General features: G+C 74.2%; 15 protein-coding genes. 4 read left to right on the top strand and 11 right to left on the bottom strand.

Annotation, left to right across the window (positions count from 1 at the left end):
• The coding region (locus tag AC529_RS13050; RefSeq protein ID WP_068757051.1) for a transglutaminaseTgpA domain-containing protein at positions 1-1,731 on the top strand (1,731 nt) is incomplete at its 5' end.
• A gap of 54 nt (positions 1,732-1,785) precedes the next feature.
• Here AC529_RS13050 and AC529_RS13045 read toward each other — a convergent pair.
• From AC529_RS13045 to AC529_RS12995, 11 genes are all read right to left on the bottom strand, one after another.
• Positions 1,786-2,163 carry a DUF3040 domain-containing protein gene (locus AC529_RS13045; protein WP_068757049.1) on the bottom strand — a complete coding sequence of 126 codons (378 nt, stop codon included), beginning with the start codon at positions 2,161-2,163 and terminating at the stop codon, positions 1,786-1,788.
• A 280-nt stretch (positions 2,164-2,443) separates the two neighbouring features.
• Positions 2,444-3,715: a DNA polymerase IV gene (locus tag AC529_RS13040; RefSeq protein ID WP_198156415.1), complete on the bottom strand. Its 1,272-nt coding sequence runs from the start codon at positions 3,713-3,715 to the stop codon at positions 2,444-2,446.
• Between the two features lie 74 nt (positions 3,716-3,789).
• The gene (locus AC529_RS13035; protein ID WP_068757047.1) at positions 3,790-4,548 is read right to left on the bottom strand and encodes a methyltransferase domain-containing protein; all 759 of its coding nucleotides are present in this window, start codon (positions 4,546-4,548) and stop codon (positions 3,790-3,792) included.
• 42 nt (positions 4,549-4,590) lie between these two features.
• Positions 4,591-5,004 carry a transcription antitermination factor NusB gene (gene nusB / locus AC529_RS13030; protein ID WP_068757045.1) on the bottom strand — a complete coding sequence of 138 codons (414 nt, stop codon included), beginning with the start codon at positions 5,002-5,004 and terminating at the stop codon, positions 4,591-4,593.
• On the bottom strand, positions 5,004-5,567 hold the full coding sequence (gene efp / locus AC529_RS13025; protein ID WP_068757042.1) for an elongation factor P: 564 nt from the start codon (positions 5,565-5,567) through the stop codon (positions 5,004-5,006). Before efp ends, nusB begins: the two co-directional genes overlap by 1 nt.
• 147 nt (positions 5,568-5,714) lie before the next feature.
• Entirely contained in the window at positions 5,715-6,821 is a 1,107-nt protein-coding gene (gene aroB, locus AC529_RS13020) for a 3-dehydroquinate synthase (protein WP_068757040.1), read from the bottom strand.
• 112 nt (positions 6,822-6,933) lie between these two features.
• Positions 6,934-7,449, bottom strand: a complete 516-nt coding sequence (locus AC529_RS13015) for a shikimate kinase (protein ID WP_083948195.1) — start codon at positions 7,447-7,449, stop codon at positions 6,934-6,936.
• A gap of 31 nt (positions 7,450-7,480) precedes the next feature.
• Positions 7,481-8,662: a chorismate synthase gene (gene aroC / locus AC529_RS13010; protein ID WP_068757594.1), complete on the bottom strand. Its 1,182-nt coding sequence runs from the start codon at positions 8,660-8,662 to the stop codon at positions 7,481-7,483.
• Between the two features lie 55 nt (positions 8,663-8,717).
• Positions 8,718-9,365: a prepilin peptidase gene (locus AC529_RS13005; protein WP_232306726.1), complete on the bottom strand. Its 648-nt coding sequence runs from the start codon at positions 9,363-9,365 to the stop codon at positions 8,718-8,720.
• A gap of 262 nt (positions 9,366-9,627) precedes the next feature.
• Positions 9,628-10,332 carry an SseB family protein gene (locus AC529_RS13000; protein ID WP_068757038.1) on the bottom strand — a complete coding sequence of 235 codons (705 nt, stop codon included), beginning with the start codon at positions 10,330-10,332 and terminating at the stop codon, positions 9,628-9,630.
• Between the two features lie 70 nt (positions 10,333-10,402).
• The gene (locus AC529_RS12995; protein ID WP_068757036.1) at positions 10,403-10,879 is read right to left on the bottom strand and encodes a MarR family winged helix-turn-helix transcriptional regulator; all 477 of its coding nucleotides are present in this window, start codon (positions 10,877-10,879) and stop codon (positions 10,403-10,405) included.
• Positions 10,880-10,999: 120 nt separating this feature from the next.
• On the opposite strand from AC529_RS12995, the gene AC529_RS12990 reads away from it, so the two are divergent.
• The 3 genes from AC529_RS12990 to AC529_RS12980 form a co-directional block, all read left to right on the top strand.
• Complete coding sequence (locus AC529_RS12990; RefSeq protein WP_068757034.1) at positions 11,000-11,545, top strand: YceI family protein; 546 nt, start codon at positions 11,000-11,002, stop codon at positions 11,543-11,545.
• 115 nt (positions 11,546-11,660) lie between these two features.
• Positions 11,661-11,981, top strand: coding sequence for a DUF2470 domain-containing protein (locus AC529_RS12985; RefSeq protein ID WP_083948194.1), 321 nt, complete (start codon positions 11,661-11,663; stop codon positions 11,979-11,981).
• Positions 11,982-12,167: 186 nt separating this feature from the next.
• Positions 12,168-14,161: protein kinase domain-containing protein (locus tag AC529_RS12980; RefSeq protein WP_068757590.1), on the top strand; the 1,994-nt coding region annotated here is incomplete at its 3' end.

Here is a 14,161-nt window from a genome sequence, read left to right as displayed (position 1 = left end):
GCCGGCACGGCCGCCGCGGCGGGGCTGTGGGGGCTGGGCGCCGCGGGGACCGCCGCGGTCTGCGTGGTGCTGGCCCTGCTGCTGCCCGCCCTCGTGCCCGGTCTGACCGGCGGTTCGGTGTACTCCCTGGTCGAGCAGTTGCGGGCGGGCGGGCAGACGGTGACCACGGTGGACCCGCTGACGAGCCTGCGCGGCTCCCTGACCTCGGGCGGCGACCGCCGGGTCCTGGACTACCGGACCGACGACCCCACCCCCGAGTACCTGCGCACGCACGTGCTCGACTCCTTCGACGGCGAGACGTGGACGATGTCGCCGGTGCAGGCCTCCCCCGACCACCTGCTGGACGGCGTGATCCCCCGTCCCCCGGGGTCTTCCGGGGCCTCCTCGGGCGAGCTGGTGACCACGGAGATCACCGTCTCCACCGAGGTCCGGGGCATGGACTTCCTGCCGCTGCCCTATCCCAGCAGCGACGTGCGGGTGGACGGCGAGTGGTACGTGGACCCCGACACGCTCATGGTGTTCTCCCCCGCCGGGGACGCCTCCGGGCTCACCTACACGGTGACCAGCGCCGCCTCGGTGCCCGACGGGGAGGCGCTGCGCTCGGCCGGGAGCACGGGGCGCCTCCGGGTCGACCAGCGCTACCTGGACCTCCCCCCGCTGCCGGGGGAGGTGGAGCAACTGGCCGAGAGGGTCACGGCCAGGGCCGAGACCTCCTTCGACCAGGCGCTCGCCCTCCAGGACTGGTTCACCGGCGGCGACTTCACCTACGACCTGGACCCGCCGCAGGTCCCCTCCGGAGCCGACCCGCTCGTCCACTTCCTGCGGGACAGCAGGACCGGCTACTGCCAGCACTTCGCCTCGGCGATGGCGGTCATGGCCCGGTACCTGGGCATCCCCGCGCGGGTCGCGGTGGGCTACACCGCGGGCGAGAACGTCGGCACCGACCGCTGGACGGTGCGCCAGGGCGACGCCCACGCCTGGCCGGAGCTGTACTTCCCGGGGTACGGGTGGCTGCGGTTCGAGCCGACCCCGGGAGAGGGCCAGCCGAACGCCTCCGCCCCCGCCTACACCGCCCCCGCCCCGGACCCCACGCCTTCCCGGGAGCCGCAGGCCACCGCTGCGCCCGAGGAGGAGTCGGCCTCGCCCGAGCAGGCCCCCTCCCCGGCGAGCCCGACCGCCTCCGCGGAGGCCGAGCAGCCCGAGGAGAGCCCCGCCGCCGACCGCGGGGGCCGCGACGGCGGGTCGGCGCACGCTGCGGTGGTCGCCGCCGCCTCGGCCGGCGCCGCCGTCCTGCTGGCCGTGCCCGCCCTGCTGCGGCGCCTGGTGCGCGCCCTGCGGTGGCGGCGGGTCCGCGACGCCTCCGGGGCGGCGCGGGCCGCCTGGGCAGAGCTGCGCGACGACGTCGTCGACCTGGGGCTGGAGTGGAATGCGGCGCTCAGTCCGCGCGCGGTGGAGCGCTCCCTGGCCTCCGGAGGGCTGCCGGAGGGGCCGGCCCGCGAGGCCCTGCACCGGATCGTGGCGGCCGAGGAGGCGGTGCGCTACTCCCCCCGTCCCCCCGCCGTCACAGCCGTCGGCCTGGCCGAGGACTGCCGGACCGTGCGGCGCGCCCTGGCCGCCGCCTGCGGCCTGCCGGTCCGCGTCCGCGCGGCGGTGCTGCCCCGCTCCCTGTGGGCCGTGCCGGGCGTGGTCATGCGTGTGGGGCGCGGCGTCCGCCGCGCCCCACACGCATGACCACGGGGGGAGGAGCGGTCCGCACCGGGCGGACCGGATCCACGTTCACGTCTGCTACTGTTCGCCCTCCTGGCGGCGGCGCCAGCGCTCCTCGAACCGGTCCATCATCCCGGGGCGCTGCCGACGCTTCGCCTCCCTGTCGGCGCCGATGGCACTGCTCCCGGCGGCACGCCGCCACCCGGACAACCCCCACAGGGCACACACCAGCATGATGATGAACCCGACGACGCTGACCAGCACCGTCTGGAAGACCATGCCTCCCAGGAGGAGGCCGATACCGGCCACGAAACCGGCCGACGCCTTGATGAGCCGACGCTTGTAGTGGACCTGCGGGTTCGTCTGCCGTACGGTGTTCGCGAACTTCGGGTCCTCCGCATACAGCGCCCGCTCGATCTGTTCGAGCATGCGCTGCTCGTGTTCAGAGAGCGGCACGGCGCCTCCCAAAAGCAGTCCCCGGGTGGGGCAACGGGTGCTGAACAACTATCTGATGGCCTGTGATATGCCCAGAATACGGGGACTTAGCGCTTCGTGGAAAGAAAAGATACGCGCACGAGTCCCTTTCACTGACCACAGTACCCCCGACCTTGTCGGCTCTCACCAGCACGTCCCTCTCTTCCCCCGTCCCGGGGAGCCCCGTCCCCGGTTCGGCGCGGCCGACCGCGGCCGCTCCCTCCCCCTCGTGCAACGCTCACGGCACGGAAAAGATGCCGTATCATACGTCGTCCTCGTCACGGAGAGCCAGCGACGCCGGCCTGAGCGCCTCCGCGCCGAAGCGGCGGACCACCTCGTCCTGCACCCTCTCGACCGTGCGCCATCCCGTCTCCTCCTCGTCCAGCGCCAACTGGTGGTGGACCCGGTCGGCGGGGACCAGTCCCTCCACTCTGACGCCCACCAGGCGCAGCGGGGTTCCCAGCAGTCCGGAGGCGGCGTAGAGCTCCCGGGCGGCCCCGGCGATCTCCCGGGCCACGTCGGTGGGTTCGGGCAGGGTCCGGGAGCGGGTTACCGTGGCGAAGTCGGCGCGGCGCAGCTTGATCCCCACCGTGCGCCCGGCGTTCCCGGCGGCGCGCAGCCGCCGGGCGACCTTCTCCGACAGCCGCAGCAGTTCCCGGCGGATCCGCTCCGGGTCGCGGACGTCGGTGTCGAAGGTCTCCTCGGTGCTGACGCTCTTGTCGACGCTGTCGGGGGCGACCGGGCGCGGGTCGCGCCCCCACGCCAGTTCGGCGAGGCGGCTGCCCAGCGCCCTGCCCAGTTCGTGGCGGAGCGTTTCGGGCGGGGTCCGGGCCACGTCGCCGACGGTGCGCAGCCCCATGCGGCGCAGCGCCTGCTCGGTGCGCTCGCCCACGCCCCACAGCGCGCCCACGGGCAGCGGGTGCAGGAACGTGGTGGTGTGGGCGGTGGGGACCACCAGCAGCCCGTCGGGCTTGCAGCGGGTGGAGGCGAGCTTGGCGACGAACTTGGTGGCCGCCACCCCGACCGAGCAGGTCAGCCCGTGCTCGGTGCGGATGCGGTCGCGGATGCGCCGGGCGATGCGCACCGGTCCACCCAGACGGCGGTCCGCGCCCGTCACGTCCAGGAAGGCCTCGTCGACGGAGATCTGCTCCACCTGCGGGGTGACCGAGCGCAGGATGTCCATGACGCGGGCGGAGATGCGCCGGTAGGCGGGCAGGTCGGGCGGGAAGACCACCGCGTGCGGGCAGAGCCGCAGCGCCCGGGACATGGGCATCGCCGAGTGCACGCCGCGGCGGCGGGCCGGGTAGTTGGCGGCGGCGACCACGCCGCGCGGCCCGGTGCCGCCCACGATCACCGGACGGCCCCGCACCTCCGGGTGGCGCAGCTCCTCCACGCTGCTGAAGAAGGCGTCCATGTCGATGTGGAGCACCGTGCAGTCGGCGTCGTCGACCGGGCGGCCGTCCAGCGGGACGATGCCCTCGTCGGTCAGCGCGCCGCGCACCGGCTCGCCCCGTTCGAGCTGCCGACGGCTCATCGCGTCCCTCCCCCCGAGGTCCGTTCCGGTGCTGTTCTACCAGGGGGTGCGGACAGTACGGCGGAGGGCCCGGGTCAGGCCGGACGCCGGGCGATCAGGTGCAACTGGGTGGCGACGCCCGACAGCTCGGGGTGGGCCGAGGCCGCCTTCTCCAGGGCGACGAGGATCTCGGGGGTCTGCGGGTCCTCGAACACCCGGCCGGGCAGCAGGTCGCCCAGCACCCGCACGCCGCGGGGCCGCTCCGCTTCCAGCCCCGCCGCGCGGACCAGCTCGGTGAGCCGTTCGGCGGTCAGGCGGCGCGGCATCGGGTCGCCCGGTCCCCACCGGCCGTCGTCCGACTCCAGCAGCGCCAGGGCGTCGGCGAGGTGCCCGGCCAGCGCGCGGTGCAGGACCGCCGCCACGGCGTTGGCCGTCAGCACGCTGACCGCTCCCCCGGGGCGGGTGACGGGGACGACGTCGCGCAGCGCGGCCAGCGGGTCGTCCACGTACTCCAGGACGTTGTGCACCAGGACCAGGTGGGCGCCGGCCTCGGGCACCAGTTCGCGCAGGTCGCGGGTGTCCCCCTGGACGGCGTTCACCTGCACCCCGGCCTCGGTGGCGCGCCGCTTCAGCGCGGCCAGGGAGTCGGGGCTGGGGTCGACCACCGTCACCCGGTGGCCGAGCCGGGCGAGGGGCACGGCGGCACCGCCGGTGCCGCCGCCCGCGTCGACGATCTCCAGGGGGCCGGTGGACTCCTCGGCCGCCCGGTCCAGTTCCGCGGTCAGCGCCTCCCAGACCACTGCGGTGCGCGCGGCACTGGGGGCTCGCCGGGAGCCGACGGTGGAGGAGTCCACGATGCGAGTCCTTTCCCCTGCCCCGCGCGTCGCGGGGCGACGCTACAGCGACAGTGACGCCTTGTTCTCCATCATGCGGGAGAGCAGGCCGTTGACGAAGACCGGCGACTCGTCGGTGGACAGCTCCTTGGCCATGGCCACCGCCTCGGCGATGGCCACCCCGTCGGGGATGTCGTCGTCCCACAGCAGTTCGTAGGCGCCGACCCGCAGGATGTTGCGGTCCACCACCGGCATGCGCTCCAGCGTCCAGCCGATGGAGTAGGTCTCCAGCAGTTCGTCGATCCGCTTGCGGTGCTCGTCCACCCGGGTGGCGAGCCGCTCGGTGAACTCGTTGATCGGTGGCTCGGCCTGCGCCCGGCGGCGTTCGAGCACGTCGGCGACCGGTACCCCGCGGACCTCGGCCTCGTAGAGCACCTCGACCGCGCGCAGCCGGGCCTTGTGCCGTGACCCCCGCATCAGTTGACGCGGCCCAGGTATTCGCCGGACCGGGTGTCGACCTTGACCTTGTCCCCGGTGGAGATGAACAGCGGGACCTGGATGACGGCTCCGGTCTCCAGGGTGGCGGGCTTGGTGCCGCCGGTGGAGCGGTCGCCCTGGAGGCCGGGGTCGGTCTGGGAGATGGTGAGCTCGACGGAGGCGGGAAGCTCGATGTAGAGCGGGGTGCCCTCGTTGACGGCGACCGTCACGACGGCGCCCTCCAGCAGGTAGTTGGCGTTGTCGCCGACGACCTCGCGGGGGACGTAGATCTGGTCGTAGGTCTCGTTGTCCATGAAGATGTAGGAGTCGCCGTCGGCGTAGAGGTACTGCATCTCGCGCCGGTCGACCGTGGCGACCTCGACCTTGACGCCCGCGTTGAAGGTCTTGTCCACCACCTTGCCGGAGGTGACGTTCTTCAGCTTGGTGCGCACGAATGCGCCGCCCTTACCCGGCTTGACGTGCTGGAATTCAACGACGTTCCACAGCTCACCACCGTCGAGCCTGAGGGTCATGCCGTTCTTGAGGTCGTTCGTCGTCGCCACTTCGGTCGTCTCTCTCAGCCAGTAGGGCACACAGTCCGATGGTCCGTGGCCGCGGCCACGGGTGCGGGGGATCGCTGTCCGGCCCGCTGCGCCCGGTCGAACCCGGGCGATCGTGACGAGCGGGCAGAACCGCTCCTGCGTGTGAGTCTAGTGGGTGTCGGGCACGTCCGGCGCGGTGTCGCCCACCGCCCGGTACGCCTCGGCCAGCAGCGCGTCGGAGGGGCCGGCCAGGATCGCGGGCTCGGCGAGGCGGTCCAGCACCACGAAGCGCAGGGTCGCGCCGCGGGCCTTCTTGTCCACCCGCATCGTGTCGCGCAGCGCGGGCCAGGCGTCGGCGCGGTAGCGCACCGGGAGCCCCACCGACTCCAGGATGTCGCGGTGCCGCTGCACGGCTGCCTCGTCGATGCGGCCGTCCAGGCGGGACAGCTCGGCGGCGAAGACCATGCCGATCGCGATCGCGTAGCCGTGCCGGAAGGTGTAGTTCTCGGCGCGCTCGATGGCGTGGCCGAGGGTGTGGCCGTAGTTGAGGATCTCGCGCCGGCCGCTCTCGCGCAGGTCGGAGGAGACGACGTCGGCCTTGACCGCGACGGCGCGCTCGACGAGTTCCCGGGTGTGCCGACCGTCGGGGCGGGCGGCGGCCTCGGGGTCGGCCTCGACCAGGTCGAGGATGACCGGGTCGGCGATGAACCCGGCCTTGACGATCTCGGCGAGTCCGCCGATGTAGTCGGCGCGCGGCAGGGAGGACAGCGTGTCGAGGTCGCACAGCACTCCCGCGGGCGGGTGGAACGCGCCGACGAGGTTCTTGCCCTCGGCGGTGTTGATGCCGGTCTTGCCGCCGACCGCGGCGTCGACCATGCCGAGCAGGGTGGTGGGCACCAGGACCACGCGCACCCCGCGCAGCCAGGTCGCCGCGACGAACCCGGCCAGGTCGGTGGTGGCGCCCCCGCCGACACCCACGACCGCGTCGGTGCGGGTGAAGGCGGCCCGGCCGAGCTCGGCCCACAGCCGCGCGGCCACCGACACGTCCTTGGCGGCCTCCCCGTCGGGGACGGCCAGGGGGTGGACCTCGTAGCCGGCCGAGCGGAGCACCTTGCACACCGGCTGGGCGAGGGCGTCGAGGCCGTCCGGGTGGACGACCGCGACCCGCTGCGCCCGCTCCCCCACCAGGGCGGGCAGCTCCGCCAGGACGCCGTGGCCCACGACCACGTCGTAGGGCGCGGAGGTGCCGCCGACTCCGATGCGGGTAACCGTCATGTCTGCTCCACTGGTTGACGTACGACTTCGATGGGCGCCCGGCCGGGGACGGGGCACGGCTGCCGCACCGCTCGTCGGCCGCCGTGCCCGCGCGACAGCGGCGGCCGACGGTTCAGCCGTTGCTGCCGCGCAGCTCCTCCGCGATCCTCCCGGCGGCCTCCTCGGGGGAGTGCTCGCTGGTGGACACGGTGATCGTGGCCAGGCTCTCGTAGATGGGCAGGCGCTCCTTGAGGAGCGCCTTGAGGCGGGCGCGCGGGTTGCCCAGCAGCAGGGGGCGGGCGGTGTCCAGGCCCACCCGCCGGGCCGCGTCGGCGAACTCCACCTGGAGGTAGACGACGCGGTGTCCGGCGAGGTCGGCGCGGGTGCGCTCGTCGAGGACCGCGCCGCCGCCGAGGGCCACCACTCCGGTGGCCTCGGCCAGCGCCTCGGCGACGACCTGGCGCTCCATCGCCCGGAACGCCTCCTCGCCGTCCTCGACGAAGATGTCGCCGATGGGCTTGCCCGCGCGCTTCTCGATCTCGGCGTCGGTGTCGAGCAGGTCGACGCCGAGCAGGTCGGCGAGTGCGCGGCCCACGGTCGACTTGCCGGATCCGGGCGAGCCGATCAGCACCGCGAGGGGTCTGCTCATCGGGGAACTCCTCTGCCTCCCAGGGGCGCGGTCACCGGACGGCCAGCGAGTCCAGGTAGCCGCGCAGGTTGCGGGCGGTCTCGGCGACCGAGTCCCCGCCGAACTTCTCCAGGGCCGCGTCGGCCAGCACCAGGGCGACCATGGCCTCGGCGACCACGCCCGCAGCGGGCACCGCGGTGACGTCGCTGCGCTGGTGGTGGGCCTGGGCGGGCTCGCCGGTGGTCACGTCGATGGTGTCCAGGGCGCGGGGCACGGTGGCGATGGGCTTCATCGCGGCACGCATCCGCAGCGGGTCGCCGGTGCTCATGCCGCCCTCGACGCCGCCCGCGCGGTTGGTGCGGCGGCGCACCCCGTCGGGGCCGGGCTCGATCTCGTCGTGGGCGGCCGAGCCGCGCCGCGCCGCGGTGCGGAAGCCGTCGCCGAACTCCACGCCCTTGATGGCCTGGATGCCCATGAGCGCCCCGGCCAGGCGCGCGTCGAGGCGGCGGTCCCAGTGGACGTGGCTGCCCAGGCCGGGCGGCAGCCCGTAGGCGATGACCTCGACCACGCCGCCGAGGGTGTCGCCGGTCTTGCGGGTGTCGTCCACCTCGGCGACCATGCGGGCGCTGGCCTCGGGGTCGAAGCAGCGGACCGGGTCGGCGTCCACGCGGGGCAGGTCCTCGGGCCCCGGGACGGGCGCGTCGTCGGGCACCGAGACGCTGCCCATCGCCACGACGTGGCTGACGATCTCGACGCCGATCGCCTGGCGGAGGAACTGGCGGGCGACCTCGCCGAGCGCGACGCGGGCGGCGGTCTCCCGGGCGCTGGCGCGCTCCAGGATCGGACGGGCCTCGTCGTAGCCGTACTTCTGCATGCCGACGAGGTCGGCGTGGCCGGGGCGGGGGCGGGTCAGCGGGGCGTTGCGCGCCACGCCCTCCAGCTCCTCGGCGGGTACCGGGTCGGGAGCCATGACCTTCTCCCACTTGGGCCACTCGGTGTTGCCCACCTCGATGGCCACCGGTCCGCCCAGGGTGCGGCCGTGCCGGATGCCTCCGATGACGGAGACCTCGTCCTTCTCGAATTTCATGCGGGCGCCCCGACCGTACCCGGCGCGGCGGCGGAGCAGCGCGGCGGCGATGTCGTCCGAGGTGACGGACACGCCGGCCGGTAGGCCCTCCACGATCGCGACGAGTGCCGGTCCGTGGGACTCCCCAGCGGTCAGCCAGCGCAACATGGTTCCGATCTTTTCACGTCCCGCGCCGGACAGCGACATCGGTCTCACCCCTTGGTCACCCGCGCCCGTCCCAGCCGGTGAGCGGCGCGAGCGGGTCGCCCAGGAGGAGCACGGCGAGCGCGCCGCCGACCATGAACGGCCCGAAGGGCAGCTCGGTCCTGCGCCCGGCGCGCCCCAGCAGGACGAGCACCAGGCCCACGCACGAGGAGGCCAGGAACGCGGCGAAGGCGCCGCTGACCGCCGGTCCCGGGCCGGCCCAGCCCAGGTAGAGGCCGACCAGTCCGGAGAGTTTGACGTCGCCCCAGCCCATGCCCGCCGGGTAGACGAACCACAGCAGCCAGTAGAAGGCCCACAGGCAGGCCATGCCGACGAGCGCGCCGAGGAACGCGCTGCGGCCGTGGGGGACGGTGAGGGCGGTACCGCCCAGCAGTGCCAGCGCCACCGGGTAGGCGGGGCGGACCAGCGCGTCGGGCAGCCGTCTGACGCGCAGGTCGACGGCGGAGAGCAGGACGCCCCACAGGGCGAGGAAGGCCAGGGCCGCGGTCTCGGCGGGGGGACGCTGCGCCGAGGCGAGGCCGACCGCCGCGAACGCCGCGGCGGCGGCGAGCACGACGGGGCGGGGGGCGCGCACCGGTTCTCCGCCGGGGCCGCGTCCGGTGAGGACGAGCCGCCACGGCAGCGGCGACCAGCGCGCCCAGGGCACGGCGCGGCCCGACCCGGGCAGGCATGCGGGGGCGGTCCGGCGTCGCTGTCGGGGTCGTGGGCCGCGAAGAGCACGACGACGCGTCCGGCGTGGTGGGCCAGCAGGCCGCCGAGGAGGGCCAAGGCCGCGGCGAGCAGCAGGGCGGAGGGCATGTCCGGCATTCTGCCGTCCCTCCCGGGCCGTACGGGGCCGGACCGTCCGGCTGTGGACGGCGCTCCGGGGTCCCGCTCCGGCCGGGCCGCTCACCCGGGCGGGGCGGGGCTCACCTGTCGCGGCGGGCGCGGACCACGGCGCTCAGCTCGACGCCGCCGGGCAGGATGACGGCCAGCTCGGAGGCCAGGCGCTCGGCGACGTTGCGGATGGCCTCGTCGTCGCGCCGCTCCAGCTCCAGCCGGATGCCGATGTCGGCGCGCTCGGAGTCGTGGATGCGGACCCGCTCGATGCCGAACTCGGTGTGGGTGATGCGGTAGATCAGTGCGAGGACCTGCGGGTCGTCCTTGGGGGCGGGCACCATGCCGTGCTCGGCGAGGGCGCTCAGGAAGCGGCCCTGGATGGCGTAGGTCACGGGTCCGGCGACGTCGATGACGACGGCGTCGGCGTTGTCCTCGAAGGCGGCGCGGCAGGCGTCCTGGGTGGTGACCGGGATCGGCCGGGCGTCCTCCCGCCAGCGCCTGACGGTGTCCACCGAGGTGAAGGCGAGGACTCCGCGCCGTCCGTCCTTGCCGATGAGGACGGGCATCGCGACCTCGCTGCGCTTTTCGCGGGGGCGCCCGTCGGGGCCCTGGGCGGTCTTGACCGGCCGGGCCACCACCGGGACCAGCAGCCGCGACTTGCGCAGCGCCTCCAGCACCTGGCGGTCTCCGACCCGTCCTCTCACGTAGGCGTCGAGCTTCTCGCGCACCCTGGGGTCGGCGCTGCCGTCGTCGTTCCGGAAGTGCTGCGCGCCGATGATGGTAGGTCCAGCCACACCCGTGACTTTACTGCGTCTTCACGGGTCCGCCCGACGTCCTGGCGGGGTTTTCGCGGCGGCTTTGCGCTCAGTCGGAGGAGGAGTCGCGCAGTCGGCGCTCCACAGTGGTCACGATCTCGCCGAACTCGGCCGTCTGGGCCTGGCTGAGCTGGTCGAACAGGTACTTGCGCACCTGGGCGACGTGGCCCGGCGCGGCGGCGCGCAGCACCTCGGCCCCCTTGTCGGTGAGCACCGCCCAGAAGCCGCGGCGGTCCTCCATGCAGTCCTCCCGGCGCACGTAGCCGTCCCGCTCCAGGCGGGCCACCTGGTGGGACAGGCGGCTCTTGGAGACGATCACCGTGTCGGCGAGGGAGCGCATGCGCATCCGCCGCCCCTCGGCCTCGGACAGGTGGACCAGGATCGCGTACTCCACGAGCGTGAGGCCGTTCCTGCGTTGCAGGTCCCGGTCGAGGCGCTCCTGGAGGAGGGAGGTGGCTGCGAGGAAGCTGCGCCAGATGCGTTGTTCTTCCGCACTGAGCCAGTTGACCTCGTTCATGGCCGCCATCGTACTTGCGCCACCCGTTTTCGCACGTTAAGTTATCTTCCCAGGAAGAAGATTCTGGCGACGTTGTTACCTCTTGAACAACAGCGGCGCACCCCACCGGCGAACCCCTGGGAGACCACCATGCCCGAACAGCAGCTTCCCGCAGGCACCTGGACCATCGACGCCGCCCACTCCGAGATCGGCTTCTCGGTGCGCCACATGATGGTCAGCAAGGTGCGGGGCCGCTTCGAGAAGTTCGACGCCACGCTGACCGTGCCGGAGAACCCGCTGGAGTCCTCGGTGACCGCCACCATCGACGCCAGCTCCATCAACACCAACAACGCCCAGCGCGACGAGCACGTCCGCTCCGCCGACTTCTTCGACGTCGCCAACCACCCGGAGTTCACCTTCGTCTCCACCGGGCTGAGCCAGCGGGGCGAGGACTTCGTCCTGACCGGCGACCTGACCATCAAGGGCAACACCCGCCCGGTGGAGCTGACCCTGGAGTTCAACGGCTCCACCACCGACCCCTACGGCATGAAGCGCGCGGGCTTCCACGCCGAGACCCAGATCAGCCGCAAGGAGTTCGGCGTGGACATCCACATGCCGATGGAGGGCGGCGGCGTGGTCGTCGGCGACAAGATCTCGATCGAGATCGACGCCGAGTTCACCCTCCAGCAGGGCTGACCCCCGCGCGGACACGGCCGCCGCGGGGCCCCCGCCAGGGCTCCCGCTATCGTGGTGGGGCCGTCGGCCGGTGCGCCGGCGGCCCGGTCCACCCGCACACGAAAGGACTCCCGGCGTGTCCGCCAACCCGTTCTCCCCCGAGGTCGTCGCCGCCGTCACCAGGCACATGAACGACGACCACCCCGAGGACACCCTGCTGATCGTCCGCGCCTTCGGCGGCCTCCCGGAGGCGACCGCGGCGCGGATGACCGGCCTGGACGGCACCGCGGGCGAGTACGCCGCCACCGTCGACGGCCGCGAGGTCGAGGTGCGCGTCCCCTGGTCGCAGCCGCTCACCGAACGCGCCCAGATCCGCGCCGAGGTGGTCCGGCTCTACCAGGAGGCCTGCGAGCGCCTCGGCGTGGCCCCGCGCGGGGAGGGCGAGGGCGGGCACTGACCGCCCGTGCGGCCCCGCCGCACCGGACGGCTCCGGCAGAAATCCGCTCCGGACGCATCCGCGGCGCGCTGCGCTGCGTCCAACAGGACGACCCGTGCCGCAGAGACCGGCGCAGCGTCCGCCGGTCGCCTACCCTGAGAAGGGCCGGGACCACCGGCCCAACCGTCCCTGGAGCGTCGCTTCCCGATGGCTGTCCCCGAACCCTCCAACCCCGACTCCACCACCCGCAGGATCGACGCCGCGGAGCCGACCGTCCGGATCACCGCGTCCGAACCGGGCGTGACCCGCAGGCTCACCGCTCTGCTGCGCCCCGGTGCCACCCGGCGGCTCGACGCCGACCCCGGGCGCACCGCGGTGCTGACCGCGCCCGCCCGCCGCCGGGGGGTGCTGGGCCGCCTCGCCTGGCGGGTCCTGGAGGGGCCGGCCAGCGAGGTCGAGTACCGCATCCCCGCCGAGCTGCGCGAGCGCTACACCGTGCAGGAGTACGTCGGCGCGGGCGGCGAGGCCGTGGTCTACCGGGCCGTGCCCGCCGACGGCGGCGACCAGCAGATCGCCCTCAAGCTGTACCGGGAGGGCCACGACCTCAACCGGGACCTGCTGGACCGGCTGCGCGCCCTGCGCTCGCCCGGCCCGCACGTCCCCGCCGTCCACGGCTACGGGCACGCCCGGACCCCCTGGGGCGAGGAGATCGCCTGGGAGGCCCAGGAGTTCTTCGCGCTGGGCTCCCTGCGCACCCTCATCGACCAGGCCCCGCTCCCCGACGACCGCGCCCGCGCGGTCGTCGGGGCCGTCGCCGACTGCCTGCGCCACTGGCAGCAGTCGCTGAACTACAACCACACCGACGTCAAGCCGGAGAACCTGCTCGTCCGCTCCCTGGACCCGCCGGTGTTCGCGCTGACCGACTTCGGCGGCGCGGTGCGCGCGACCATGAGCCAGGTCTACGGCGGCCAGGCCGTCACCGAGGCCTACGCCGCGCCCGAGGTCGTCGAGGGCCGCCGCGAGGCCCCGGCCGCGTGGTGGTCGCTGGGGGTCATCGCCCACGAGCTGGTCACCGGGCGGCGGCCCCCGCGCAGCGGCAACTGGCTGACCGCCCGCAGCAGCGAGGTGGACGTCTCCGCCGTGGCCGACGAGCACTGGCGGCTGCTGGTCCGCGGCCTGCTCACCCCCGACCCCAAGGCCCGCTGGGGCGACGCCCAGGTGCGCCAGTGGCTGCGCGGCGAGCGCCCCACCGTGGCCAAGCCGCGGCGGCACCGGCCGATCACCTTCGAGGGCATGTCCCACGAGGACCCGCCCAGCCTCGCCTTCGACCTGATGGACCGCTTCGACAAGGGGGCGGTCTGGCTCCAGCACCGCCACCAGGAGCTGCGCACCTGGCTGGACCGCGAGGTGCGCGACCTCACCTTCGACCCCGCACCGCTGGAACGGCTCCGCAGGGACCCCGGATCGGCGCACGCCGCGATCAGCGCGCTGGCCGCCCAGTACGTGCCCGGCCTGCCCCCGCGCTACCGCGGCCACCTGGTCAGCGCCGAGGGGGTGCTGGAGCTGGCCCGGGGCGAGAGCACCCAGCAGGCCGTGCTGCGCGAGGCGATCGAGTCCGGCGCCCTGGAGTCGGCGGCCCGGCACTGGTGCGACCACCCCGGATGCCGCAGTCAGGAGACCCGCCGCTGCCAGTTGCTGCAACTGGTCCACCACGAGGTGCCGCTCGTCATGCGCCAGGTGCGCGCCACCGTGCGGGGCCTGGCCGGCGCCCCGGGCTTCACCCGGCCCGAGGAGCACGACTGGGACGCGGCCTGGGCGCGCGCCGCCGAACTCGTCCTGGACCCCGAGGCGACGGCGCGCTACCGGCGGCTGCTGTGGGCGCAGGCGTGGCTGCCCGGGCAGCGCGGCGACGCGGCCCGCGCCCAGTGGTGGAACGAGCAGCGCGCCACGGCGCTGCGCGGCGAGCGCACCGCGCGCGGCACCCGGGCGGCCCTGGTCACGGCGGTGCTCCTGCTTCCCGGCGCGGTCCAGGCGGGCGCCGCCCAGCGCGCCCGCGACCGCGCCGCGGCCCGGCTGCGGCGCCGGCAGCGCTGGGAGCGGTTCACCACCTCGGTCGAGGCGGGGTGGTCGGCCACCCGCGACCGGATGGCGCGGCAGTGGGAGCGGCGGGCCGCCACGGCCCCGCGGGAGTGGGCCTCCCC

The sequence above is a fragment of the Thermobifida cellulosilytica TB100 genome, assembly GCF_001517975.1.
Classification (GTDB): Bacteria; Actinomycetota; Actinomycetes; order Streptosporangiales; family Streptosporangiaceae; genus Thermobifida; species Thermobifida cellulosilytica.
The sequence above is the reverse complement of the archived record's forward strand: the minus strand, read 5'-3'. Positions and strand labels throughout refer to the sequence as shown.

Excerpts from the sequence above, each read along its gene's own strand:
- nusB (WP_068757045.1), bottom strand. The coding sequence starts at position 5,004 with ATGCGGGGGTCACGGCACAAGGCCCGGCTGCGCGCGGTCGAGGTGCTC.
- aroC (WP_068757594.1), bottom strand. The coding sequence starts at position 8,662 with ATGTTGCGCTGGCTGACCGCTGGGGAGTCCCACGGACCGGCACTCGTC.
- AC529_RS13040 (WP_198156415.1), bottom strand. The coding sequence starts at position 3,715 with ATGAGCCGTCGGCAGCTCGAACGGGGCGAGCCGGTGCGCGGCGCGCTG.
- AC529_RS12995 (WP_068757036.1), bottom strand. The coding sequence starts at position 10,879 with ATGGCGGCCATGAACGAGGTCAACTGGCTCAGTGCGGAAGAACAACGC.
- AC529_RS12990 (WP_068757034.1), top strand. The coding sequence starts at position 11,000 with ATGCCCGAACAGCAGCTTCCCGCAGGCACCTGGACCATCGACGCCGCC.
- aroB (WP_068757040.1), bottom strand. The coding sequence starts at position 6,821 with ATGACGGTTACCCGCATCGGAGTCGGCGGCACCTCCGCGCCCTACGAC.
- AC529_RS13015 (WP_083948195.1), bottom strand. The coding sequence starts at position 7,449 with ATGAGCAGACCCCTCGCGGTGCTGATCGGCTCGCCCGGATCCGGCAAG.